Origin of the sequence: Microlunatus panaciterrae (assembly GCF_016907535.1) — a bacterium.
Classification (GTDB): domain Bacteria; phylum Actinomycetota; class Actinomycetes; order Propionibacteriales; family Propionibacteriaceae; genus Microlunatus; species Microlunatus panaciterrae.
The window spans coordinates 294,732-317,712 of sequence record NZ_JAFBCF010000001.1 but is presented as its reverse complement, the minus strand read 5'-3'; the positions used below and the strand labels follow the sequence as shown (position 1 = coordinate 317,712).

16 protein-coding genes and 1 pseudogene are annotated in these 22,981 nt (G+C 69.2%); 11 read left to right on the top strand and 6 right to left on the bottom strand.

Going from position 1 to position 22,981, the window contains the following annotated elements; all coding sequences use genetic code 11:
- The first annotated feature begins 23 nt into the window (after positions 1-23).
- Positions 24-950 (top strand): tetratricopeptide repeat protein, encoded by a 927-nt coding sequence (locus JOE57_RS01405; RefSeq protein ID WP_204916063.1) that lies wholly within the window; start codon positions 24-26, stop codon positions 948-950.
- A gap of 162 nt (positions 951-1,112) precedes the next feature.
- Here the strand turns inward: JOE57_RS01405 and JOE57_RS19060 are convergent, their stop codons facing one another.
- From JOE57_RS19060 to JOE57_RS01385, 4 genes and pseudogenes are all read right to left on the bottom strand, one after another.
- On the bottom strand, positions 1,113-1,898 hold the full coding sequence (locus JOE57_RS19060; RefSeq protein WP_204916062.1) for an NUDIX domain-containing protein: 786 nt from the start codon (positions 1,896-1,898) through the stop codon (positions 1,113-1,115).
- Between the two features lie 139 nt (positions 1,899-2,037).
- A pseudogene (glgB, locus tag JOE57_RS01395) lies at positions 2,038-3,948 on the bottom strand (1,4-alpha-glucan branching protein GlgB); the annotation flags it as partial.
- A 10-nt stretch (positions 3,949-3,958) separates the two neighbouring features.
- A complete protein-coding gene (locus JOE57_RS01390) occupies positions 3,959-5,320 on the bottom strand; it encodes a maltokinase N-terminal cap-like domain-containing protein (protein WP_204916060.1) in 1,362 nt (453 codons plus the stop codon).
- Between the two features lie 40 nt (positions 5,321-5,360).
- Positions 5,361-7,496: an alpha-1,4-glucan--maltose-1-phosphate maltosyltransferase gene (locus tag JOE57_RS01385; RefSeq protein ID WP_204916059.1), complete on the bottom strand. Its 2,136-nt coding sequence runs from the start codon at positions 7,494-7,496 to the stop codon at positions 5,361-5,363.
- A gap of 157 nt (positions 7,497-7,653) precedes the next feature.
- On the opposite strand from JOE57_RS01385, the gene glgP reads away from it, so the two are divergent.
- Positions 7,654-10,239, top strand: coding sequence for an alpha-glucan family phosphorylase (gene glgP, locus JOE57_RS01380; RefSeq protein ID WP_239578803.1), 2,586 nt, complete (start codon positions 7,654-7,656; stop codon positions 10,237-10,239).
- Between the two features lie 121 nt (positions 10,240-10,360).
- On the opposite strand, the gene JOE57_RS01375 is transcribed toward glgP, so the two are convergent.
- Together JOE57_RS01375 and glgX are read right to left on the bottom strand one after the other, a co-directional pair.
- Positions 10,361-11,323, bottom strand: coding sequence for an alpha/beta hydrolase fold domain-containing protein (locus JOE57_RS01375; protein ID WP_204916057.1), 963 nt, complete (start codon positions 11,321-11,323; stop codon positions 10,361-10,363).
- Positions 11,324-11,329: 6 nt separating this feature from the next.
- Positions 11,330-13,435 (bottom strand): glycogen debranching protein GlgX, encoded by a 2,106-nt coding sequence (glgX, locus tag JOE57_RS01370; protein WP_204916056.1) that lies wholly within the window; start codon positions 13,433-13,435, stop codon positions 11,330-11,332.
- Positions 13,436-13,686: 251 nt separating this feature from the next.
- On the opposite strand from glgX, the gene JOE57_RS01365 reads away from it, so the two are divergent.
- The 9 genes from JOE57_RS01365 (at position 13,687) to JOE57_RS01325 (ending at position 22,951) form a co-directional block, all read left to right on the top strand.
- Positions 13,687-14,484, top strand: coding sequence for an enoyl-CoA hydratase/isomerase family protein (locus tag JOE57_RS01365; protein WP_204916055.1), 798 nt, complete (start codon positions 13,687-13,689; stop codon positions 14,482-14,484).
- On the top strand, positions 14,474-15,421 hold the full coding sequence (locus JOE57_RS01360) for a class I SAM-dependent methyltransferase (protein WP_204916054.1): 948 nt from the start codon (positions 14,474-14,476) through the stop codon (positions 15,419-15,421). Before JOE57_RS01365 ends, JOE57_RS01360 begins: the two co-directional genes overlap by 11 nt.
- 53 nt (positions 15,422-15,474) lie before the next feature.
- Complete coding sequence (locus JOE57_RS19055) at positions 15,475-16,125, top strand: acyltransferase (RefSeq protein ID WP_338041094.1); 651 nt, start codon at positions 15,475-15,477, stop codon at positions 16,123-16,125.
- A 118-nt stretch (positions 16,126-16,243) separates the two neighbouring features.
- Positions 16,244-17,026, top strand: coding sequence for an electron transfer flavoprotein subunit beta/FixA family protein (locus JOE57_RS01350; protein WP_204916053.1), 783 nt, complete (start codon positions 16,244-16,246; stop codon positions 17,024-17,026).
- Positions 17,027-17,066: 40 nt separating this feature from the next.
- Positions 17,067-18,023, top strand: coding sequence for an electron transfer flavoprotein subunit alpha/FixB family protein (locus tag JOE57_RS01345; protein ID WP_204916052.1), 957 nt, complete (start codon positions 17,067-17,069; stop codon positions 18,021-18,023).
- Between the two features lie 55 nt (positions 18,024-18,078).
- Positions 18,079-19,251, top strand: coding sequence for an aminotransferase class V-fold PLP-dependent enzyme (locus JOE57_RS01340; RefSeq protein ID WP_204916051.1), 1,173 nt, complete (start codon positions 18,079-18,081; stop codon positions 19,249-19,251).
- Positions 19,252-19,307: 56 nt separating this feature from the next.
- Positions 19,308-20,381 carry a tRNA 2-thiouridine(34) synthase MnmA gene (gene mnmA / locus JOE57_RS01335; RefSeq protein ID WP_204916050.1) on the top strand — a complete coding sequence of 358 codons (1,074 nt, stop codon included), beginning with the start codon at positions 19,308-19,310 and terminating at the stop codon, positions 20,379-20,381.
- Positions 20,378-21,385 carry a uroporphyrinogen decarboxylase/cobalamine-independent methonine synthase family protein gene (locus JOE57_RS01330; protein ID WP_204916049.1) on the top strand — a complete coding sequence of 336 codons (1,008 nt, stop codon included), beginning with the start codon at positions 20,378-20,380 and terminating at the stop codon, positions 21,383-21,385. Before mnmA ends, JOE57_RS01330 begins: the two co-directional genes overlap by 4 nt.
- 222 nt (positions 21,386-21,607) lie before the next feature.
- Entirely contained in the window at positions 21,608-22,951 is a 1,344-nt protein-coding gene (locus JOE57_RS01325; RefSeq protein ID WP_239579052.1) for an HNH endonuclease signature motif containing protein, read from the top strand.
- The last annotated feature ends 30 nt before the right edge of the window (positions 22,952-22,981 follow it).

Genomic DNA, 22,981 nt, shown 5'->3' with positions numbered 1-22,981 from the left:
TCGTTCCTGACAGGATGGAGGGCATGAGCGCGTCTAGTTTCAACCGTCCCGGTGCCATCGACCTGTCCAAGCTGGCCAAGCCTTCCCAGCCCGCGCCGGGTGCTCCGGCGTCCGGTGCCGGGGGCCGCGCGTCCTATGTGGTCGAGGTGACCGAGCAGACCTTCGACGCCGAGGTGATGCGCAAGTCGGTCCAGCACCCGGTCGTGGTCGAGTTCTACTCGCCGCGGGTCTCCACCGGTCAGCAGCTGTCCGACACGCTGGCCACCCTGGCCGCCGAGGCCGCCGGCAAGTACCTGGTTGCCCGGCTGAACGTCGACACCGCACCACAGATCGTGTCGGCGCTGGGTCTGCAGGCCGTACCCACCGTCGTGGCTGTGATCGGCGGCCAGATCGCGCCGCTTTTCCAGGGTGTGCTGCCGGCCGACCAGGTGCGTCAGTACCTGGACGAGCTGCTCAAGGCGGCCGTGGCCAACGGCATCGTCGGCAGGGCCGAGCCGGTCGCCGGATCGGAGTCGCAACCTGAGGCCGAGGCCGTGCCGGACCCCCGGTTCGCTGCCGCCGACGAGGCGCTCGAGCGGGGCGACTTCGCCGCCGCCCGGGACGAGTTCGACAAGCTGCTGCAGGCGTCGCCCGGCGATGCCGAGGCGCTGGCCGGCCGCGCCCAGGCTGGTCTGCTGGCCCGGACGACGTCGCTCAACGCCGACGAGGTGATGGCTCGGGTGGCGTCACCCGACGCCGACATCGCCGCCCATCTCGAGGCCGCTGACGTCGAGCTCGCCACCGGCCAGGCCGAGGCGGCCTTCAGCCGGTTGCTGACCCTGGTCCGGACCAGGACCGGCGATGACCGTGAGGCCGCCCGGGTGCGGTTGCTGGAACTGTTCGAGACCCTCGGCAACGCCGACGAGCGGGTGCTGAAGGCCCGCCGCGACCTGATGACCGCGCTCTACTGACCCTGCGGGGAGCCGGCTGGCCGGTGTTGGGTGCCGTCCCGGTACAGGTCCGACCCGCAGCCGCACTTCGCACACCTCGGTGGGCCTCGCACACGGTCGACCCTGGGTGAGGTGCGAGGAAGCTGTGCGAAGAGGGGGTGGGGAAGGCGATCGCCGCGCCAGCTAGACCTGCGGCGTCCCGTCCTCGAGGTAGGCGACCTCGTCCGGGCCGAGGGAGGCGGCGATGGCGAGCCGTCGATGCGAGAGCGGCGTGAGGTGCGCCGCGGCACCGGCGACGCTGACCAGATGCACCGCAGCGATCTCGCTGGGTTGCAGCGAGAAGGCGGCGATGTCGGACTCGGTGACCGTGCCGCCGTCGAAGATGAACTCCAGCGCGTCGTCCCAGCCGAGATAGGGCGGCATCCAGTCCACCAGCAGCAGCCTGGTGATCTCCAGGTCGATGCCGAGCTCCTCGCGCACCTCACGGACCGCGGCGTGCCTGGGTGGCTCACCCGGCTCGACGATGCCGCCCGGGAGCTCCCAGTCCCGCTTGAACACCGTGTCGCACAGCAGCACCCGGCCGTCCGGATGCCGCATCAGCACGTGCGCGATGGCGCGGGTGCGGGGCAGCGCGGAGTTCATCACACCGGAGAAGCCGTGTGGTCCCTGCACCTCGTCGCCGGCCAGCCGGGCATACAGCACCAAATCGGTGAAGTTGCCGTCAGGTAGCGGATGCACCTGCCGCCTGATCCCCTCCTGCCGGAAGCCGGCCCGCAGCACGGCGCCTCGCGACGCCCGGTCCGGGGCCGGGACGGCCACCTCCAGCCGACGCAGCCGCTGGTCGAGTAGCGCCTCTTCGGAGACGGCCACCAGAGCCCGGTGCAACACCTCCTGACCGACCTCGACATCCCAGCTGAGCACGCCGATCCCGCCGTCGCTGACGGTGATCGAGATATCGAGCTCAGCCACGCGGCCGCTTGGGGCGGGCCGGGCGCTGCGGCCGGGCCTTCCTGCCGGTGGTCCCGCCGGCGACCGCCGTCTCCGTCTCGGACCCGAGCTGGGTCGCCGGCGGGGTGAGCTCCGCCTCGAGCCGTCCGACCGCCTCGTCGGCCAGCGGCTTCTCCGGCTGGAACAACAGCCAGACAGCCCCCAGCGGAGGGATGGTCACATTGGCGCTGGCCTCGAAGCCATGGCTCGGCACCGGGTTGGCCACCACCTGTCCGAGGTTGCCGATCTGCCCGGTCCCGTCGTAGACGTCGCTGTCCGTGTTGAGGATCTCGGTCCAGACGCCCTCGTTGGGCAGCCCGATCCGATAGTCCGGGCGCGGCTCGGAGCTGAAGTTGGTCAGGCAGGCCAGGATCTGGCCGTCGCCGTCGAAACGCAGGAACGAGAAGACATTGCCGCCGCGGTCATCGGCGTCGATCCAGCGGAACCCGGCCGGGTCGTTGTCCAACCGCCACAGCGCCGGATGGTCGCGGTAGACCGCATTCAGGTCCTTGATCAGCCGTTGCACGCCCCGGTGACCCCAGTCGTTGGTGATCTCCCAGTCGAGGCTGCGCTCCTCGGAGAACTCCCGACGCTGGCCGAACTCGGTGCCCATAAACAGCAGCTGCTTGCCCGGGTGGGACCACATGAATGCATAGAACGCCCGCATAGTGGCGAACTTGCGCCACTCGTCCTGCGGCACCCGCTCGAACATCGACCCCTTGCCGTGCACCACCTCGTCGTGGCTGATCGGAAGAATGAAGTTCTCCGAGTAGGCGTACGCCATCGCGAACGTCATCTCATGGTGGTGGTGCTGGCGGTAGATCGGCTCGCGGCCGTAGTAGCGCAACGAGTCGTTCATCCAGCCCATGTTCCACTTGAAGCCGAACCCCAGGCCGCCGTACTCGACCGGGCGGGTCACCCCTGGCCATGAGGTCGACTCCTCGGCGATGGTGACCACGCCGGGCTTGCGCTGGTAGACGTGCGAGTTGACCCGCTGCAGCAGCTGAACGGCCTCGAGGTTCTCGTTGCCGCCGTACTCGTTCGGGATCCACATGCCGTCCTCGCGGCTGTAGTCCAGATAAAGCATGGAGGCGACCGCGTCCACCCGCAGCCCGTCGATGTGGAACTCGTCCAGCCAGTAGTAGGCGTTGGAGATCAGGAAGCTCTGCACCTCGTTGCGGCCGAAGTTGAAGACGAAGGTGCCCCAGTCGGGCTGCTCACCCTTGCGCGGGTCGGCGTGCTCGTAGAGGGCGGTGCCGTCGAACCGGCCCAGGGCCCATTCGTCGCGGGGGAAGTGGCCCGGCACCCAGTCGACGATGACGCCGATGCCGGCCTGGTGCAGCTGGTCGACCAGGTAGCGGAACTCGTCAGGGGAGCCGAACAGCGACTTCGGTGCGAAGTAGCCGGTCACCTGGTAGCCCCAGGAGCCGCCGAAGGGGTGCTCGGCGACCGGCAGGAACTCGACATGCGTGAAGCCCTGCCAGCGCACGTACTCCACCAGCTGGCTGGCCAGCTCGACGTAGGTCAGACCCTTGCGCCAGGAGCCGAGGTGTACCTCATAGATGCTCATCGGCTCGGCGTGCGGCTTACCCTCGCCGCGGTACCAGAGCCAGTCGTCGTCGCCCCAGCTGTACTGGCTCTCGTAGACGATCGAGGCGGTGTGCGGAGCGGCCTCACAGAAGCGGGCCATCGGGTCGGCCTTCAGCCGCCAGACACCGTCGGCGCCACAGACCTCGAACTTGTACAGGGCACCGGTGCCGACACCCTCGACGAAGGTGGCCCAGACGCCGGATCCCGGCACCAGCTGCATCGGTGTCTGCTCACCGTTCCACCAGTTGAAGTCGCCGACCAGCCTGACCGCACGGGCGTTGGGGGCCCAGACCGAGAAGCGGGTGCCCCGAACGGATCCCCGCTCGTCATCGGCGACGACGACCTCGTGGGCTCCCAGCCGCTTCCAGCACTCGGTGTCGTGCCCCTCGTGGAAGCCGGTGAGGTCCCAACCGGTGAGCCCTCCGTTCGGATCGAATGGCATCTCTTCTCCTTCAGCTCCCGGCCGCAGCCGAGCTATTGGCGATCGCAGCGACCGCCGCGAGCGGAATGTTCACCCAGTCGGGACGGTTACGTACCTCGTAGATCACCTCGTAAACAGCCTTGTCGGCCTCGTACGCCTGAAGCATGATCAACTCTTCCGGCGACAGCCGTCCGGTGTAGCCCTCCAGGAAGGCGCTCCGGCAGGCGGCGGCCCATTCGGCGCCGGCCGCACCGGGCACCGACGCCGCAGCGTAGTCGAAGGACCGCAGCATGCCGGCGACGTCACGCCAGACGCTGTCCGGAGCGCTGCGCTCGGCCAGCGTCTTGGCCGGCTCGCCCTCGAAGTCGATGATCTTCCAGCCGTCGGGCGTGCGCAGCGTCTGGCCCAGGTGGAAGTCCCCGTGCACGCGCTGGACACTCAGCTGCTGCCCGGCCAGGGCGTCGAAGCAGCGCAGCAGGCCCGGAACCAGGTCGCGCAGCGGAGCGGCGATGGCCGCGGCTCGGTGCACCCGCTCGGCCATGGTCGCCGCCACCGCGGCACCGGTCAGCTGGCCGGTCGGGAAGGAGGTGCGCAGTGCCCCGTGGATCTCGGCCAACGCCCGGCCCAGCGCTGCCGCCTCGGTGGCGAACTCCTTCCGCTCGCTCAGTGAGTCGAGCGCCAGGCCCCAGCCGTCCTCCGCCTGCTTGAACCGCTCGACGAGCATGCCCAGGTCGGCAGTCACCTCGGTGTCGCCCTGACGCCAGGAGCCCTCGAACCAGCCGAACAGCTTGGCCACGTCCGCGATGCCGTCCCGGCTCAACGCCTCGTGCACCTCGATGTCGAGGTTGTGTCCGAGCTCGAGCCGGCGGAAGACCTTCAGCATCGCCAGCTGGCCGAACATGATCGAGGTGTTGCTCTGCTGGCCGGCGAAGACCTCCGGCTCCTCGGTGCCGGTCAGCGCACCCCGATCGGTGAGGTGGAAGCTCGTGGAGGTCTCCCCGTCGTGGCTACGTGCCTGCCGGAGCAGCTGGGCCAGCAGCAGCTGGCACGCCTGCGGGTCGTAGACCGCGTCATAGCCGACGACCGGTCCCAGTTCGGGGTCGTCGATCCGCCAGATCTCGGCGAAGTGCCAGTCCGGATGCGGTGCGGGCCGGTAGGAGACCGGGATCTGGTAGAACTCGCTCGGCCCGCTCTCGGCTGCCGAACCGGTCGCGGTGTCCGCGAGATAGTTGATCTCGACGATCTCCACCCGCACCGCCGGCCAGGAGCCCGCCTCGGTCAGCCATGGCAGCGCGCTGACGCCGGTCAGCTCCGCCGAGCGGCCCTTGCCGCCGAACCAGCGCGCCTCGGTGACGTAGCTGAGTAGCCGCTGTCGATCTTCCGCCTCAGTCATGACAGGCGTACCTTTCCGTGCCTGGTAACGAATCTCACCGTCAGCTCTGCGGCCGAGCAGCAGCAGCCGGACGTTGCGGCACCAGCGTCAGGATGTGTGCCGGATCGTCGTGGGTGAGCCGGACGAAGGCCCGCATCCCCCACCGCCAGGTCTGGCCGGTCAGCTCGTCGTGCACCAGGCAGACCTCGTGGTCGTCGAGACCGAGCGCGGACATGTCCAGGTAGACCTCGGACTCGACCACGTTGTGTGGGTCGAGGCTGCAGATCACCAGCACGACGTCGTCTCCGGAGCGCTTGGAGTAGACGATCACGTTAGCGTTGGGCGCGTGGTGGAAGCTGAGGTGGCGCAGCTGCTGCAGTGCCGGGTGCTGGCGACGAATCTCGTTCAGCCGGCCGAGGAGCAGCGACAGGCTCTCACCTGAGGCCTCGGCCGCGGCCCAGTCGCGCGGCCGGTACTGATACTTCTCGGAGTTCAGGTACTCCTCGCTGCCCTGGCGGACGGCCTGGTGCTCGAACAGCTCGAAGCCGGAGTAGACGCCCCACAGTGGCGACAGGGTCGCGCCCAGCACCGCACGGATGGTGAAGGCGGTCTTGCCGCCGTACTGCAGGAAGGTCGGCAGGATGTCGGGCGTGTTGACGAAGAAGTTGGGCCGCACGATGGAGTCCGTCTCGGTGGACAGCTCGGTCAGGTACTCCTCGATCTCCCACTTCTCGTTCCGCCAGGTGAAGTAGGTGTAGGACTGGTGGAAGCCGACCTTGCCCAGGGTGTGCATCATGGCCGGGCGGGTGAACGCCTCAGCCAGGAACAGCACATCCGGGTCGGTCTTGCGCACCTCGCCGAGGATCCAGGCCCAGAAGTCGACCGGCTTGGTGTGCGGGTTGTCGACCCGGAAGATGCGCACTCCCTTGTCCATCCAAAACCTCAGCAGCCGCAGGCTCTCGGCGTAGATGCCGTCACGGTCGATGTCGAAGTTGATCGGATAGATGTCCTGGTACTTCTTCGGCGGGTTCTCCGCGTACGCGATCGAACCGTCGGCCCGCTTGGAGAACCACTCCGGATGATCATGGACCCAGGGGTGGTCGGGGGAGGCCTGCAGGGCGAAGTCCATCGCTACCTCCATCCCGAGCGACTTCGTCTTAGCCACGAAGGCGGCGAACGAGTCGAAGTCGCCGAGATCGGGATGGATCGCGTCGTGCCCGCCCTCGACGTTGCCGATCGCCCAAGGAGAGCCCGGATCGGCCGGGCCAGGCTCCAGGGTGTTGTTGGGACCCTTGCGGAAGGCGGTGCCGATCGGGTGGATCGGTGGCAGATAGATGACGTCGAAGCCCATCGCCGCGGCAGCCTCCAGCCGCTCGTAGGACGAGTCGAAGGTGCCGGACTTCCAGGTCTGGGTCTGCTCGTCGAACTCGGCGCCCTGGGAACGGGGAAAGAACTCGTACCAGGAGGCGAACAGCGCGGCCACCCGGTCACAGAAGACCGGGTAGTCGGGGCTGGGGGAGACCAGCTCGCGCGGCCCGTACTTCTCCATGGCAGCCCGGATCGCGGGCTTGAGCGCGGTCTCCAGCCGGTCCTCCACCTGCTGGCCCGAGGCGAAACCGTCAGCGGCGTGCCGGAGGTCGGCGGCAACGTCGTCGGCGCCGTCCTCGGCGGCCCGCTGGGCTGCCGAGGAGAGCAGCTCGGCGCCCTCGATGCAGACCAGCTGTACGTCGATCCCGGCCGGGATCTTGATCTCCGCGGTGTGCACCCAGGTCGCCCAGGGGTCGCTCCAGCCTTCCACCCGGAAGGTCCAGCGGCCCTCAGTGGTCAGCGCCACCTCGCCGGCCCAGCGGTCGAACCCGAGTGGGGTGGTGGGATGCATGCCGACCAGCTGCTCATTGCCGTCGGGGTCGGTGAGCACAATGCTGGCGTTGACCGCGTCGTGGCCCTCCCGGAAGACGGTGGCCTCGATCCGGAACTGCTCGCCGACGACGGCCTTGGCCGGGTAGGCGCCGCCTTCGATCACCGGTGACACACCAGTCACCGGGATCCGGCCGATCGGGGCACCCAGCGGCCGCGACCCGCTGGTCCCGGTCGGGGGTGGCCCGTCCTGCTGGACGCCGCTGGGGCGCTGCGGATCGGGGGTGGTCGCTTTCTTGGCGCCCGTGAGTGGGTCGCTCGAGGGGGTCTGAGGCGTCACACCCCCAACCTAGCGGCAACCAGCCGTCACGTCAGCGCCCGATCCTCCGCACCACCGCCGGCGCCCCTCCGCCCGACGCTCCGGTCACCGTGGCCGTCGGCCCGGTCAGACCAGTAAGGCAGAGGTTTCGGCACGACCCCTCCGGTGGCGCTACGGTATGCGCGTGCGCGCTATTCGTCGATTCACCGTCCGGCCTGTCCTGCCCGAGATCCTCAAGCCTCTCGGTGATCTGGCCCTCAACCTCCGCTGGTGCTGGCATGCCGACACCCAGGAGCTCTTCGAGAGCATCGATCCCACTCTGTGGGAGAGCTGTGACCACGATCCGGTCACGCTGCTCAGCCAGGTGTCACCCGAGCGGCTGGAGAAGCTGACCAAGGACCGCAAGTTCGTCAAGAACCTGCAGCTGATCCGGGCCGACCTCGACGACTACCTCACCGGTGAGCTCTGGTACCAGCAGTACGCCGCCGAGAACTCGGACGCGCCCAAGGCCATCGGCTACTTCTCGCCCGAGTTCGGCATCACCGAGGTGCTGCCGCAGTACTCCGGCGGTCTCGGCATCCTGGCCGGTGACCACCTCAAGTCGGCCAGCGACCTGGGGGTGCCCATCATCGGTGTCGGCCTGCTCTACCGGCAGGGCTACTTCCGCCAGTCGCTGAACGGGGCCGGCTGGCAGCAGGAGCGCTACCCGCTGATCGACCCGAACGAGCTGCCGCTGACGCTGCTGCACGACGACGACGGCCCGGTCCGGATCGAGCTTCCCCTGGACGGTCGTACGCTGCACGCCCAGGTCTGGGTCGCCCAGGTCGGACGCGTACCGCTGCTGCTGATGGACTCCGACGTCGAGGCCAACAGCGGTCCCGAGCGGGAGACCACCGACCGGCTGTACGGCGGTGGCACCGACCACCGGCTGGCGCAGGAGCTGCTGCTCGGCGTCGGCGGCGTGCGCGCGATCCGCCAGTACTGTCGGATCACCGGCAACGAGGCGCCGGACGTCTTCCACACAAACGAGGGTCACGCGGGTTTCCTCGGCCTGGAAAGGATCCGGGAGTACATGGAGCAGGGGCTCGCCTTCGACGCGGCCCTGGAACGGACCCGGGCCGGCACCGTGTTCACCACCCATACGCCGGTGCCGGCCGGCATCGACCGGTTCCCGAAGGAGCTGATCGCCCACCAGTTCTCCTCGTTCGGCCAGCTGCCGATCGAGCGGCTGCTGGCCCTCGGCAGCGAGGACTACGAGGGTGGCGACGACTCCAAGTTCAACATGGCCGTCATGGGGCTGCGGCTGGGCCAGCGCGCCAACGGCGTCTCCCAGCTGCACGGCGAGGTGTCCCGGGAGATGTTCCACGGGCTGTGGTCCGCCTTCGACACCAGCGAGGTGCCGATCAGCTCGATCACCAACGGCGTCCATCACCAGACCTGGGTGCACCACGGGCTGCTGCAGCTGCTGGAGACGGCGACCGGCGACCGGGACTCGGTGGTCGACGGGTACGACTGGTCGGGGCTCGACCGGGTCGACGCCAGCACGATCTGGGCGATGAAGCGGCAGATGCGCATCGACCTGATCTCGATGACCCGGCGGCGGCTGGCCGCCAGCACCAAGACGCGCGGCCTGGCCGGCTCGCCTGACTGGGTCAACAACGTGCTCAACCCCGACATCGTCACCTTCGGCTTCGCCCGCCGGGTGCCGTCCTACAAGCGGCTGACCCTGATGCTGCGGCATCCCGAACGGCTGAAGGCCCTGCTGACCCACCCGGACCGGCCGATCCAGATCGTGATCGCCGGCAAGTCGCACCCGGCTGACGAGGGCGGCAAGGCGTTGATCCAGCAGATGGTGCAGTTCGCCGACGCAGAGGACGTCCGGGAGCGGATCGTCTTCCTGCCCGACTACGACATCTCGATGGCCAAGCCGCTCTACCCGGGCTGCGACGTGTGGATGAACAACCCGCTCCGGCCGTACGAGGCCTGCGGCACGTCGGGGATGAAGGCCGCGCTGAACGGTGCCGCCAACCTCTCCATCCGCGACGGCTGGTGGGACGAGTGGTTCGACCCGGCGTACGGCTGGGAGATCCCCTCCGCCGAGGGGGTCGACGACCCCGAGTATCGCGACGACCTGGAGGCGCGGGCGCTGTACGACATCATCGAGAACGAGATCGTGCCGAGGTTCTATGACGTGGACTCCGACGGTCTGCCGCAGCGCTGGATCCAGATGATCCGCGACACGGTCGCGGGGCTCGGCCCGAAGGTGCTGGCCTCGCGGATGGTGCGCGACTACGTTACCCAGCTGTACACCCCGGCCGCGGCCTCGTCGGCGGAGATCGATGAGACGCCGGGCGGCGCCGAGGCGCTGGCGGAGTGGAAGCGACGGGTCCGCGATGCCTGGCCGAAGGTGACCGTCGACCACGTGGAGAGCCTGGCAGGCGACGCGGTGGAGGTGGGCGCCAAGATCCACGTCAGCGCGCTGGTGCGGCTCGGCGACCTCACGCCGGACGATATCGAGGTGCAGCTGGTCACCGGGCTGGTGGACAGCGATGACCAGCTCCATGCCACCCGGGTGAACCCGTTCCCGGCAGGTGTCGACCAACCCGGCGGCCTGCGCCGTTACGAGGGCTGGGTGAACGCCCGTCGGGCCGGCTCGATCGGCTACACCGTCCGGGTGGTCCCGTACCACCGGGAGCTGGCGAACGTCGCCGAGATGGGCCTGGCCGCCCTGCCGGCCGACCAGCCCACCCCGCCGACCGCCTAGCGCGCTCTGGGGTCGGTTTCCCAAGTCGACTTGGGAAACTGTCACTCAGCCAGGCAAATTCGCCTGGCTGAGTGACAGTTTCCCTGGCTCTGTACGGCTCTGTACGGCTCGCGGGGCCGGGTCAGGGCGTACGGATGAGCGTGACGATCTCGTCCAATGCGTCGCGGGCCGACGGGGAGAACAGTGGCATCGAGGCGAAGCCGTGGATCGCGTCCGCGAAGTTGATCACTCGCGTCTCGACCCCGGCTGCGGTCAGGATGTCGCCGTAGCGGATGCCGTCGTCGCGCAGCCCGTCCAGTCCGGCGACCATGATCAGGGCCGGCGCGACATCGGTGTGGTCGGGATGGTGCAGCGGGCTCACCCGCGGGTCGTCATAGCCTATGCTGTCCGGCCGACCCTGCGGCAGATAGTGCTGCCCGTACCACTCCAGCACCGGCCGGGTGACGATCGGCCCGGCGGCGAACTCTGCCACCGAGGGCGATCCGAGCGTCAGGTCGGTGGCCGGGTAGAGCAGGATCTGATGCCGGAGCGGCTGCAGCTGCGGGTCCTGACGGCAGGCGTCGCGATGCGCCAAGGCCACCAGTGCGGCCAGGTTGCCGCCCGCGCTGGCGCCCATCACCGAGACGTCGGCCGGGTCGGCTCCGAGCGCGGCCGCATGCTCGATCAGCCAGCGGGTTGAGTCCCAGGCATCCTGGAACGGTCCCGGCGCCGGATGCTCCGGGGCCATCCGGTACGCCACCGACACCACCACCGCCCGGGCCCGATCGGCCACCCGGCAGCACAGCCAGTCGGTCTGCGACAGGTTGCCGAAGACGAAACCGCCACCGTGGAAGTTGATCACCAGCGGCAGCTGCGAGTGCGGCTCCCGCGGCCACGGCTGATAGATGCGTACGGTCACCGCACCGCCGGTGACGGGCACCGGACGCTCGGTGATCCGCAGCCTGCGGCCGATCGGCCCGGACAGGATCCTGGACAGCACCAGCGGTGGCTCGTACCGCATCCAGGTCAGGTAGCGGTCCGTCGGCTCCGACGGGTGGGGCAGCATCCTGGACAGCCGGGTGAACAGCCTGGTCCGCCAGTGCACGACGACCTACTGGGCCCGCATCACGACAACGGTCCGGCCGGGAATGGTCAGCGTCGACTCGGCTGCCACCGGCTCGGTCGGCAGTTCGCCGTCGTTGCCGGTGTGCGCCAGCACGGTGTACTTGTCGGCCCAGAAACCGCCCGGCAGCCGGACGTCCACCGGGTCGACGCCGGCATGCACCCAGACGCAGAAGGCATCGCCCTGTTCGGTGTCGGGGTCACTGGTGGCGACGTACATGCCGAGCGTGCGACGGCCGCCGTCGGCCCAGTCGTCACCGGTCATCTCACCGCTGTAGCCGTTGAACCAGGCCAAGTCCTTCCGCCCCAGTCCGTCGCCCTCGGCGTCGACGAGCTCCTCGCCGTGGCGGAACTTCCGCGGCCGGAAGACGGCGCAGTCCGTTCGCAGCGTCAGCAGCGCCCGGGTCAGCGTGGTCAGGTCGTGCCACTCCTCCTGGGTGTCCCAGTGCACCCAGGAGATGGGGGAGTCCTGACAGTACGCATTGTTGTTGCCGCCCTGGGTCCGGCCGAGCTCATCGCCCGCGGTGATCATCGGAACCCCGGAGGCCAGGACCAGGGTCGCCATCATGTTCTTGGTCTGCCGGTGCCGCAGCGCCTTGATCTCCGGGTCGTCTGTCTCACCCTCGTAGCCGCAGTTCCAGGACCTGTTGTCATCCGAGCCGTCCCGGTTGGACTCTCCGTTCGCCGCGTTGTGCTTCACGTCGTAGGTGACCAGGTCACGCAGCGTGAAGCCGTCGTGGGCGGTGACGAAGTTGACCGAGGAGGAGATCGGCCGCCGATCGTGGTCGAAGATGTCCGGTGACCCCGACAGTCGTTGACCGAGCTCCTGGACACCGCCGATGTTCCCGCGCCAGAAGTCGCGGGTAAAGCCGCGGAAACGGTCGTTCCACTCGCTCCAGCCGTTGCCGAACGCGCCGACCTGGTAGCCGTAGGGTCCCATGTCCCACGGCTCGGCGATGATCTTGACCTTGCTCAGCACCGGGTCCTCACGCAGGGCCTGCTTGAACGGATGGTTCTGGTCGACGTGGTGCTGCTCGTCGCGGAGCAGAGTGGTGACCAGGTCGAAGCGGAAGCCGTCCACGCCCATCTCGGTCACCCAGTAGCGCAGCGAGTCCACCACCATCCGCAGCACCCCGGGCATCGAGGTGTCGACGGAGTTGCCGCAGCCGGTGACGTCATAGTCGTTGCGCAGGTCGTCGGTCAACCGGTAGTAGCCCTGGTGGTCGATGCCTCGGAAGGCCAGCGTCGGTCCCTCATGGCCGCCCTCGCCGGTGTGGTTGTAGACGACGTCCAGGATCACCTCGATGCCGGCCTCGTGCAGCGCGCTGACCATCTCCTTGAACTCGCGGACCTGGTCGCCCGTGGTGCCGACCGAGCAGTACGCGGCATGCGGGGCGAAGAAGCCGAGCGTGTTGTAGCCCCAGTAGTTCGACAGTCCGCGACCGATCAGGAACGGCTCGGAGACGAAGTGGTGCACCGGCAGCAGCTCCACGGCGGTGACGCCGAGGTTGACCAGGTGCTGGGTCACCGCCGGGTAGGCGAGACCCGCGTAGGTCCCACGCAGATGCTCTGGCACGGCCGGGTGCAGCTGGGTGTAGCCCTTGACATGCAGCTCGTACAGGACCGTGTCGGCCAGCGGCCGTGGTTCCGCGATCGGGGTGGGGGCGGGTGAGTCGGCCACCACCACGCTGAGCGGGACGGCCCTGAAGGAGTCGGTCAGGTCAGGCAGGTAGTCGGACTCGGCCGTGTGGTCCAGGATCGGGCCGGAGTAGTCGACACCGCCGGTGATCGCACGTGCGTACGGGTCGAGCAGGAGCTTGGCGGGGTTGAACCGCTTGCCCTTCTCCGGGTCCCAGTCGCCATGCACCCGGAAGCCGTAACGCTGTTCGGGACCGACCCCGGGCACGTGGACCGACCACACCCCGTCCGTGCTGCGGGTCATGTCGACGTTGTACTGGCTGCGGTCGGCCGCGACCAGCGCCAGCTCGACCCTGGTCGCTCGGGGGGCCCAGAGGCCGAAGGTTGTTCCGTTGCCGCGCACGTGAGCACCTAACAGGGAGGTGTCGGTCGGTGCCGGAAGGTCGGGATTCGTCATATCAGTTCTCGGTTCTCAGTCTCAAATGTTTCATGCTCTGTCAAGTAGTGCAGGGTTCGCTTCGTGTCAGTTGGCACCTGGATGCCTGACACGTGGTACGGCCGGAATGGAGCACCGGCGCTCCTCATTGTGCCGTCAACTACCGGCTGGTAACGACTGTGCGATCAGATCGGCACCAGATCGCAGCGGTTCGGCAACATTCTCGGGCTGGTGGATGGGCCTTTGGTGCTCTGCCGATTAGGCTGCCTGCCATGACCGCAGTGCGAGAGTCCTCCGACGTCGTCCGGCTCGACGTCGTCGAAGGGGTGGGCACGATCAGGATCGACCGGCCGAAGATGAACGCCCTCAACCAGGAGGTGCAGGACCGGATCGGTGCGGCGGCGGCCGAGGTCTCGGACCGCGACGACATCTCCGCTGTGGTGATCACCGGTGGGCCCCAGGTGTTCGCCGCGGGCGCCGATATCAAGGAGATGGCGGGACTGTCGTATCCGGAGATGGTAGCGCACTCGGCGCGGCTGCATCAGGCGTTCACGGCGGTCGCCCGGATCCCGAAACCGGTCGTTGCGGCGATCAATGGCTACGCCCTCGGCGGCGGCTGCGAGCTGGCCCTCTGCGCCGACGTCAGGATCGCGGCCGACGATGCGATCCTCGGTCAGCCGGAGATCAAGCTGGGCGTGATCCCCGGCGCCGGCGGCACCCAACGGCTGACCAGGCTGGTCGGCCCGAGCCGGGCCAAGGACATCATCTTCACCGGCCGGTTCGTGCAGGCGGCCGAGGCGCTCGCGATCGGGCTGGTCGACCAGGTCGTCCCGGCCGATGACGTGTACGCCACGGCGGTGGTCTGGGCCCGCCAGTTCGTCGGTGGCCCCCGGCTGGCGCTGCAGGCTGCCAAGGAGTGCATCGACCGGGGCAACGAGGTCGACCTGGATACCGCCCTGGTGATGGAGCGGCAACAGTTTGCCGCCCTGTTCGCCACCGAGGACCGCACCATCGGCATGCGGTCGTTCGTGGAGCTCGGCCCCGGGAAGGCGCACTTCGTTGGCCGCTGACCGTCCGCCGGCAACCCCGGAGCAGGTGGAGGCAGCCTGGTCGGACAACAAGCTGGCCCAGGTGCTCTATCACGACTGGGAGGCAGCCAGCTATGACGACAAGTGGTCGATCTCGTACGACGAACGCTGCATCGCCTACGCCCGCGACCGGTTCACTGCGATCGCCGGCAACAGCGGCTGGCCGTACCCGACCGCGCTCGAGGTGGGCGCCGGCACCGGCTTCTTCACCCTGAACCTGATGCAGGCCGGTGTCATCGCCACGGCCTGCGTCACCGACATCTCTGAAGGCATGGTCAGGGCTGCCGAGCGCAACGCAGCCGGGCTCGGCCTGCAGGTCGAGGGCCGGGTCGCCGACGCCGAGACGCTGGGGTACGCCGACGACACCTTCGACCTTGTGGTGGGGCACGCGGTGATCCACCACCTCCCCGATGTCGAGCTGGCGTTCTCCGAGATCCGCCGGGTGCTGAAGCCCGGCGGCCGGGTGGTCATCTGTGGTGAGCCCACCCGCTGGGGCGACTTCGTCGCCCGTCGGCTGTCCCGGGCCACCTGGTTCGTGACCACCCACCTCACCCGGCTGCGGCCGCTGCGCGGCTGGTCACGGCCCAAGGCCGAGCTGGACGAGTCGTCCCGCGCTGCCGCGCTCGAGGCGGTGGTCGATCTGCACACCTTCGACCCCGACACCCTGGCCAGGACGGTGCGTCGGGCCGGTCTGGTCGAGGTCAGTACGGTCACCGAGGAGCTGACCGCGGCCTGGGTCGGCTGGCCGATCCGCACCTTCGAGGCGGCCGTGCCCGAGGAGAAGCTGACCTGGGGCTGGCGGATGTTCGCCTACCGGACCTGGCTCCGGCTGAGCGCTGTCGACCGGGTGCTGGCCCGGATCGTCCCGGACGAGCTCTTCTACAACGTCTCGGTCACCGGCATCAAGCCGGTGCGCTGACCGGTCGCCCCGGTCGCGACGGCGACGTGAATCTCCTCCGGACCCTCCGGTGGGTGGTCCGACACCGGTTCTACACGCCGGCGCACCTGCGAGCCGCGCTGCGGTTCACGATCGCCCGACTGCGTCACCCCGAGGTCGAGTTCGAGGGCTTCGTCTTCCTCGGCCGGCAGGTCGAGCTCACCGTTCGAGCGGGCTATGGCCGGCTGGTGATCGGAGCCTGGACCCATCTGGCGGACCGGGTGAAGCTGCGGGCCCATGAGGGAACGGTGCGGATCGGCAGCAAGTGCGTACTGGGCTACGACCTGACCCTGAACGCCTACCTCGATGTCGAGGTGGGCGATGCGACGATCATCGGCGACCACGTCTACATCTGCGACTTCGACCATCGGACCGAGGACGTGCACAGGCCGATCAAGGACCAGGGCCTGGTCAAGTCACCGGTGCGGATCGGTGCGGACTGCTGGCTCGGATCACGGGTCACGGTGCTGCGTGGCACGGACCTGGGGGACGGCTCGGTCGTCGCGGCGCATGGCGTCGTCCGAGGGAGCATCCCGGCCCGGTCCATCTGCGCCGGGGTACCGGCCGTCGTGGTGGCCAACCGGGACGGGCGTTACGCCGACCAGGCCGCCCTGCGCGCCTACGTCAAGGGGCTCGGTGACCACGCCGCAGAGCAGGTGCGCCGGCTGCAGCGGGGCGAGGGATGAGCGTTGCCAGGCCCGCAGTTACGCTGTGACGCGACACCCACGCCTGGTTACTCGTGAGTAATATAAGGTGGGTCGAGTCCTCCGCGCAGCCCGCTGCGCCGCACAGAAGGCGAGAAAGATGAAGATCGTCGTCCTTGTCAAGCACGTCCCGGACGCGACCGGTGAGCGTGGCTTCGCCGCCGACGGCACGGTGGACCGGGCCGCCAGCGACGGTCTGTTGTCCGAGCTGGACGAGTACGCGGTGGAACAGGCGCTGCAGATCGCCGAGGCCAGCGACGATGTCGAGGTCGTCGCGCTGACTCTCGGCGGCGACGAGGCGGCCGACGCCATCAAACGCGCGCTGCAGATGGGTGTCGGTGCCGGCATCCACATCAACGACGAGGCCGTGCACGGCTCCGACGCCCTGGCCACCAGCGCCATCCTGGCCGCGGCGGTCACCAAGGCCGCACCCGATCTGGTCATCTGTGGGATGGCGTCCACCGACGGCTCGATGGGCGTGGTGCCGGCGATGCTGGCCGAGCGGCTGGGCTGGCCCGCCGTGACCTTCGGCTCCAGCGTGACGGTGTCCGCCGATACCGTCACCATCCGCCGTGACGGTGACACCGCCAGCCAGACGATCGAGGCGAAGCTGCCAGCGGTGGTCAGCGTGACCGACCAGTCCGGCGAGGCCCGCTACCCGTCCATGAAGGGGATCCTGGCGGCGAAGAAGAAGCCGGTCGAGCACTGGACCCTGGCCGACCTGGGGGTCGACGCCGGGTCCGTCGGCCTGGCGGCTGCCTGGACCAGGGTGCTCGAGACGTCTCCGCGACCACCCAAGGAGGCGGGCCGGGTGGTCACTGACGAGGGGGGCTCCGGAGCCAAGGCGCTGGTCGACTTCCTGTCCGCCGGCAAGTACATCTGAGTCGAGAGAACGGTCTGCTGCCATGTCACCTGTTGTCCCCATGTCACCTGTTGTTGTCGTCGTCGAGCACCTGGACGGTCAGGTCGCCAAGCCCACCCTCGAGCTGCTCACCCTGGCCCGTCGGGTCGGCGATCCGGTGGCGGTCGTGTTCGGCGCCGGTGCGGACGCCCTCGCTCCGGGCCTGGGCCAGTACGGTGCGGCCCAGGTGCTGTCGGTGACCGACCCCGCCCTGGACGACTTCCTGGTCGCACCCAAGGCCGAGGCGCTGGCCCAGATCTGCGCCCGGCTGCAGCCTGCTGCCGTGCTGTTCACCTCCACCCTGGAGGGCAAGGAGATCGCCGCCAGGCTGGCGGTCAAGCTGGGCTCCGGCCTGATCACCGACGCCACCGACCTCGCCGCCACTGACGGAGTGGTGACCACGACCCAGTCGGTCTTCGCCGGCAACTGGACCGTACGCGCCACTGTCAGCACCGGAGCACCCGTCGTCACCGTGAAGGCCAACGCCACCGCCCCCGAGCCGGCCCCGGTCGAAGCCACTGTCGAGCAGGTCGAGGTGAGCATCTCGGACGCGGCCAAGACCGCCAGGATCGTCTCCTCAGAGCCGAAGAAGGAGAGCGGTCGACCGGAGCTGACCGAGGCGGCCATCGTGGTCTCCGGAGGGCGGGGGACCGGTGGTGACTTCAGCGAGGTCGAGGGTCTCGCGGACGCGCTGGGCGCGGCCGTGGGTGCCTCCCGTGCGGCGGTCGACTCCGGCTGGTACCCGCATTCGTACCAGGTCGGGCAGACCGGCAAGACGGTCTCACCGCAGCTGTACGTGGCCGCCGGCATATCCGGCGCCATCCAGCACCGCGCCGGGATGCAGACCTCGAAGGCCATCGTTGCGGTCAACAAGGACCCCGAGGCGCCGATCTTCGCCCTGGCCGATCTCGGTGTCGTCGGTGACCTGCACACCGTGCTGCCGGCGGTCACCGCCGAAGTCCAGGCGCGCAAGGGCTGACCAGGGTCTTGGCTCACGATTCCCGTAGCGGACGCTGGCTGCGTACGCTTCAAGGGTGACCCGGACCTACCTCGACCATGCGGCGACGACGCCGATGGTGCCGGCCGCGGTTGAGGCGATGACCGCTCAGCTCGGCCAAGCCGGCAACGCCTCCTCGCTGCACGGGTCGGGCCGCGCGGCGCGCCGAGTGGTGGAGGAATCGCGCGAGGAGATCGCCGCCCTGGTCGGCGCCCGGCCCACCGAGGTCATCTTCACCTCCGGCGGGACCGAGTCCGACAACCTCGCCGTCAAGGGTGCCTTCTGGGCCGGCCGGGAGCGAGGCAGGTCGCGGCTGATCGCCAGCGCCGTCGAACACCACGCCGTCCTGGACCCGCTCGACTGGCTGGAGCGGACCCAGCAGGCCACCGTTGATCTGGTGGGCGTCGACGGGGACGGCCGGGTCGACCTGGCCGCCCTGACACAGTCGCTGGCGGCCGCCGACGATGCAGCGCTGGTGTCGGTGATGTGGGCGAACAACGAGGTCGGCGTGGTCCAGCCGGTCGTCGAGATCGCCGAGCGGGCCCGCGAGCGGGGCGTCGTCTCGCATTCAGACGCTGTACAGGCGGTCGGGCAGCTCGAGGTCGACTTCGCCGACTCCGGCCTCGACCTGCTCACCCTTACCGCACACAAGCTCGGCGGTCCGTACGGCATCGGTGCGCTGCTGGCCCGTCGAGAGCTCACTCTGACCCCTGTACTGCACGGTGGCGGCCAGGAGCGCGAGCTCCGGTCCGGGACCCTGGACGTGCCTGCGGTGGCGGCGTTCGCGGCGGCGATCCGGACCGCGGTCGGTGACCGCCCGGCCGCGCGAACCCGGCTCCGTGGGCTCCGCGACCGGCTGGTCGAGGGCATCCTGGCCACCGTGCCCGGTGCCATCGAGAACGGTCCCGCCGCCGTCGACCAGCGGCTGCCCGGCATCGCCAACCTGTGCTTTGACGGCTGCGAGGCCGACTCACTGCTGCTGCTGTTGGACGCGGCCGGCATCGACTGCTCCGCCGGGTCCGCCTGCTCAGCCGGGGTCTCGCAGCCGAGCCATGTGCTGCTGGCGATGGGCCGCACCGGGCGCGAGGCCAGATCCGCGCTGCGGTTCTCGCTGGGGCACAGCTCAACCGCGGCGGACGTGCAGGCCGTGCTGGCGGTGCTGCCCGAGGTGGTGCAGCGAGCCCGACGAGCCGGGTCGATGACGGGATAGTCTTTCTCGGTTGCCAGTTTCGCGTCCTCAAGCAGGCACGCCAGGAAGAGGTTGTGATGAAGGTTCTTGCCGCCATGTCCGGCGGGGTCGACTCGGCCGTCGCGGCGGCCCGTGCCGTGGAGGCCGGCCATGAGGTGACGGGCGTGCACCTGGCGTTGTCGAAGAACCCGCAGTCGTTCCGCAGCGGCGCCCGTGGCTGCTGCTCCAAGGAGGACGCGCACGACGCTCGCCGGGCCGCCGACGTCCTCGGCATCCCGTTCTATGTCTGGGACCTCTCGGACCGGTTCGCCGAGGATGTGGTGGACGACTTCGTCGCCGAGTACGCCGCCGGCCGTACACCCAACCCCTGCCTGCGCTGCAACGAGAAGATCAAGTTCGCCGCTGTGCTCGACCGGGGCGTGGCTCTCGGCTTCGATGCCGTCTGCACCGGGCACTACGCCCGTCTGGTGCGAACCGATGCGGGGGTGGCGATGCATCGTTCCACCGACCCGGACAAGGACCAGTCTTACGTGCTGGCGGTGCTCAACCAGGATCAGCTGGCTCGCTCCTACTTTCCCCTCGGCGGCTCGCTGAAGAGTCAGGTCAGGGCCGAGGCTGAACGGCGCGGGCTGTCCGTCGCCGACAAGCCGGACAGCCATGACATCTGCTTCATCGCCGACGGTGACACCGCCGGTTTCCTCGATCGGCACCTCGGTGCGAGGCCGGGTGACATCGTCGACACCAGCGGTGCCCTGGTGGGCCAGCACAACGGGAGTCACCAGTTCACGATCGGTCAGCGTCGAGGACTGCGGCTCGGGGTTCCAGCCGATGACGGCAAGCCACGTTATGTGCTGGACATCTCGCCGGTCACCAACACGGTCACTGTCGGACCGCACGAGGCGCTGCTGGTCAGCCGGATCAGCGGGATCCGGCCCAGCTGGACCCAGCAGCCGCTGACCGGCGACTGGTCGGGTCAGGTCCAGGTGCGTGCGCACGGTTCCAGCCTGGCCGCGGATGTCCGGATCCGTCCCGATGAGCTACAGGTGACGCTGGCCGAGCCGACCGCTGGCATCGCCCCTGGGCAGGCGGTGGTCCTCTATGACGGGGACCGGGTCGTCGGCAGTGCCACCATTGCGGCAGCCCGGCCGTGAGCGAGGAGTGGACCGGCATCCGGGTGACCGGGATCGGCTCCTGGCCGGGGGAGGAGATGGCCGACGCGGTGAAGATCGCCTTCGCCGAGTGTCCTCGGCTGCCTTACCTGCCCGAGCTGCCGGCGCGCGGGGTCGGCGCTCAGCTGGTCGGCCGCGGCGCCGCGGCGCTGTCGGGATTGGCCGTGGACCTGCAGCCCGCAGGCTGGCGGCTCACCGGCGCCTCCAGCGGTGACCACCTCCGGGCCAAGGCCCTGCTGCGGAACGACCTGGACGAGCTGGAGGAGCAGGCCCAGGGCTACCAGGGACTGCTGAAGTATTCATTCGCCGGGCCGTGGACGCTGGCCGCGATGATGGAACGGCCGCAGGGGGATCGGGTGCTGGCCGACCACGGCGCCCGCCGGGAGCTCGGCGAGTCGCTGGCGGAGGGGATCGTCACACTGCTGGCGGAGATGCAGCGCCGGCTGCCCGGGACGCAACCCGTGCTGCAACTGGACGAGCCACTGCTGCCGTCGGTGCTGGCGGGAGACATCGCCACCGCCAGCGGGTTCTCCCGGCATCGCCGCGTCGATCGGCCCGAGGTCGGTGACAGCTTCGCCGCGTTCGTGACAGGGTTGGAGCGCGTCGGCGTCGACGCAGCGTTGACGGTTCACTGCTGCGCCCGCGGGGTGCCGGTCGAACTGCTGCACCAGTCCGGCGTCGTCGGAGTCGGGCTTGACCTCGAGCTTGCCGACAGCAGCACCTGGGATCAGCTCGGGGCTGCGATGGAGGGCGGACTGTGGCTGGGGGCTGGAGCGCTTTCCACCCGCGGGCAGCTGAACGCCGACCAGGTTGCGGCCAGCGTGCTGGCCCCGATCCGTCGACTCGGTCTGGCGCCGGAGGTCTCCAGTCGGATGGTGCTCACCCCTGCGTGCGGACTCGCCGGGCTGGACCAACCGGCGGCGCTGCGGGCGCTGCGGACGCTCCGTACGGCGGCGGACATCGTCAGCGACCAGCTCGCCGCCTAGCTGGGACGGGGCCCATGGTCCTCTGCTGGCGACGGGGCAGCGCGTACGAAAGCCTGTCGACGCTGCTCGAGGTACCGCCGTTCGGGTTGGACACTGTTTCGCTACCGAACCCGACCCGGCGGACGAGGCTCGGGGGGCAATGGACGCGAAGGGCCAGCCAGGGAATTGCGGGCGGAAGGGCTTGTATTCGAACACGCGTTCGATTAAGATGCATTGGTGACCATGACAACCACCCTCGATCCAGTGCCCACCGCGGTCGCTGCCGAGCACGGTGGTGTGGCGGCTCTGCTGGACGAGCTGGATGCTGCGCTGGGGCGGGTGGTGGCGGCGTTCGAGTCCGGCGGCTTGCAGCGCGAGTCCGACGACGCTCTGCTGGAGGTGCTGCGGCGGGTGGAGGCGCATCGGAACCGGTTGGCCCTGCTGGATCATGCAATGGTCGACGAGGTCCAGGTCCGCGAGTTGGGGTTGCGGTTGATGCTGCGTCACACCAAGGGCCTGCTGATGCGGGTGCTGCGGATCCCTGCCGGTGAGGCGCGTGCCCGGGTGGAAGCGGCCGAACTGTTGCGGCGCCGGACCGATCTGAACGGAGCGCCGCTGGTGTCACGGCGACCCGCGGTGGCGGCGGCACAGCGTGACGGGGCGGTGAGCGCGGCGCAGGTGCGGGTGCTCGCCGAGTGTCTGTCAGATCTGGAGTGGGCCGGGCTCGACCCGGATCAGGTCGCGGAGGTCGAGACCGCGCTGGTGGCGGATGCGCGGGTATTCGGCCCGGCAGAGCTGCGGACCGTGACCGAACAGGTGACCGACCTGCTCATCCCAGACGCCACCCCACCACGCGACGACCTGATCCGCGAGCGGCGGTGCCTCGCGTTGCACCCGACCCGCGATGGCTCGTATCGGCTCAGCGGCCTGCTGACGGCCGGCGCCGGCGCGACCATGTGGGCTGTGTTGTCGCCTCTGGCCGCACCGAGACCAGAAGGCCCGGAGGGTCCCGACCGGCGTAGCAGTGCCCAACGCTGGCACGACGCCCTGGCCGACGCCGGCGATCGGCTGCTCCGCTCCGGTGACCTGCCCGACAGTGGCGGCACCCCCGCCACGATCATCGCCACCATCACCATCGATGACCTGCTGAACCGGACCGGACACGCCACCACCGCCGACGGGGTCCGCCTCAGCGCAGCCGAGCTGCTCACCCTGGCCAGCGAGGCCGACCTGATCCCCGCCTTCCTCTCGTCACACGGAGCCGTCCTCGACCTCGGTCGCTCCCGCCGGATCGCCAACCGCACGCTCACCCACGCGCTCTATGCCCGCGACGGTGGCTGCACGTTTCCCGGCTGCGAGCACCCGGCGCCCTGGTGCGAGCGCCACCACATTCTCGACTGGGCCCAGGGCGGCGCCACGGCGCTGCACAACATGACCCTCCTCTGCGGCTATCACCACCGCGAGTTCGCGGCCCACGGCTGGACCTGCCGGATGGGACCCCACCAACTCCCCGAATGGATCCCACCTCCACACGTCGATCCTCAGCGGACCCCGATCACCAATCACCGACTCGTGAAGAAGAAATGAACACCGCCCTGCGCCACGAGTAACTCGTAA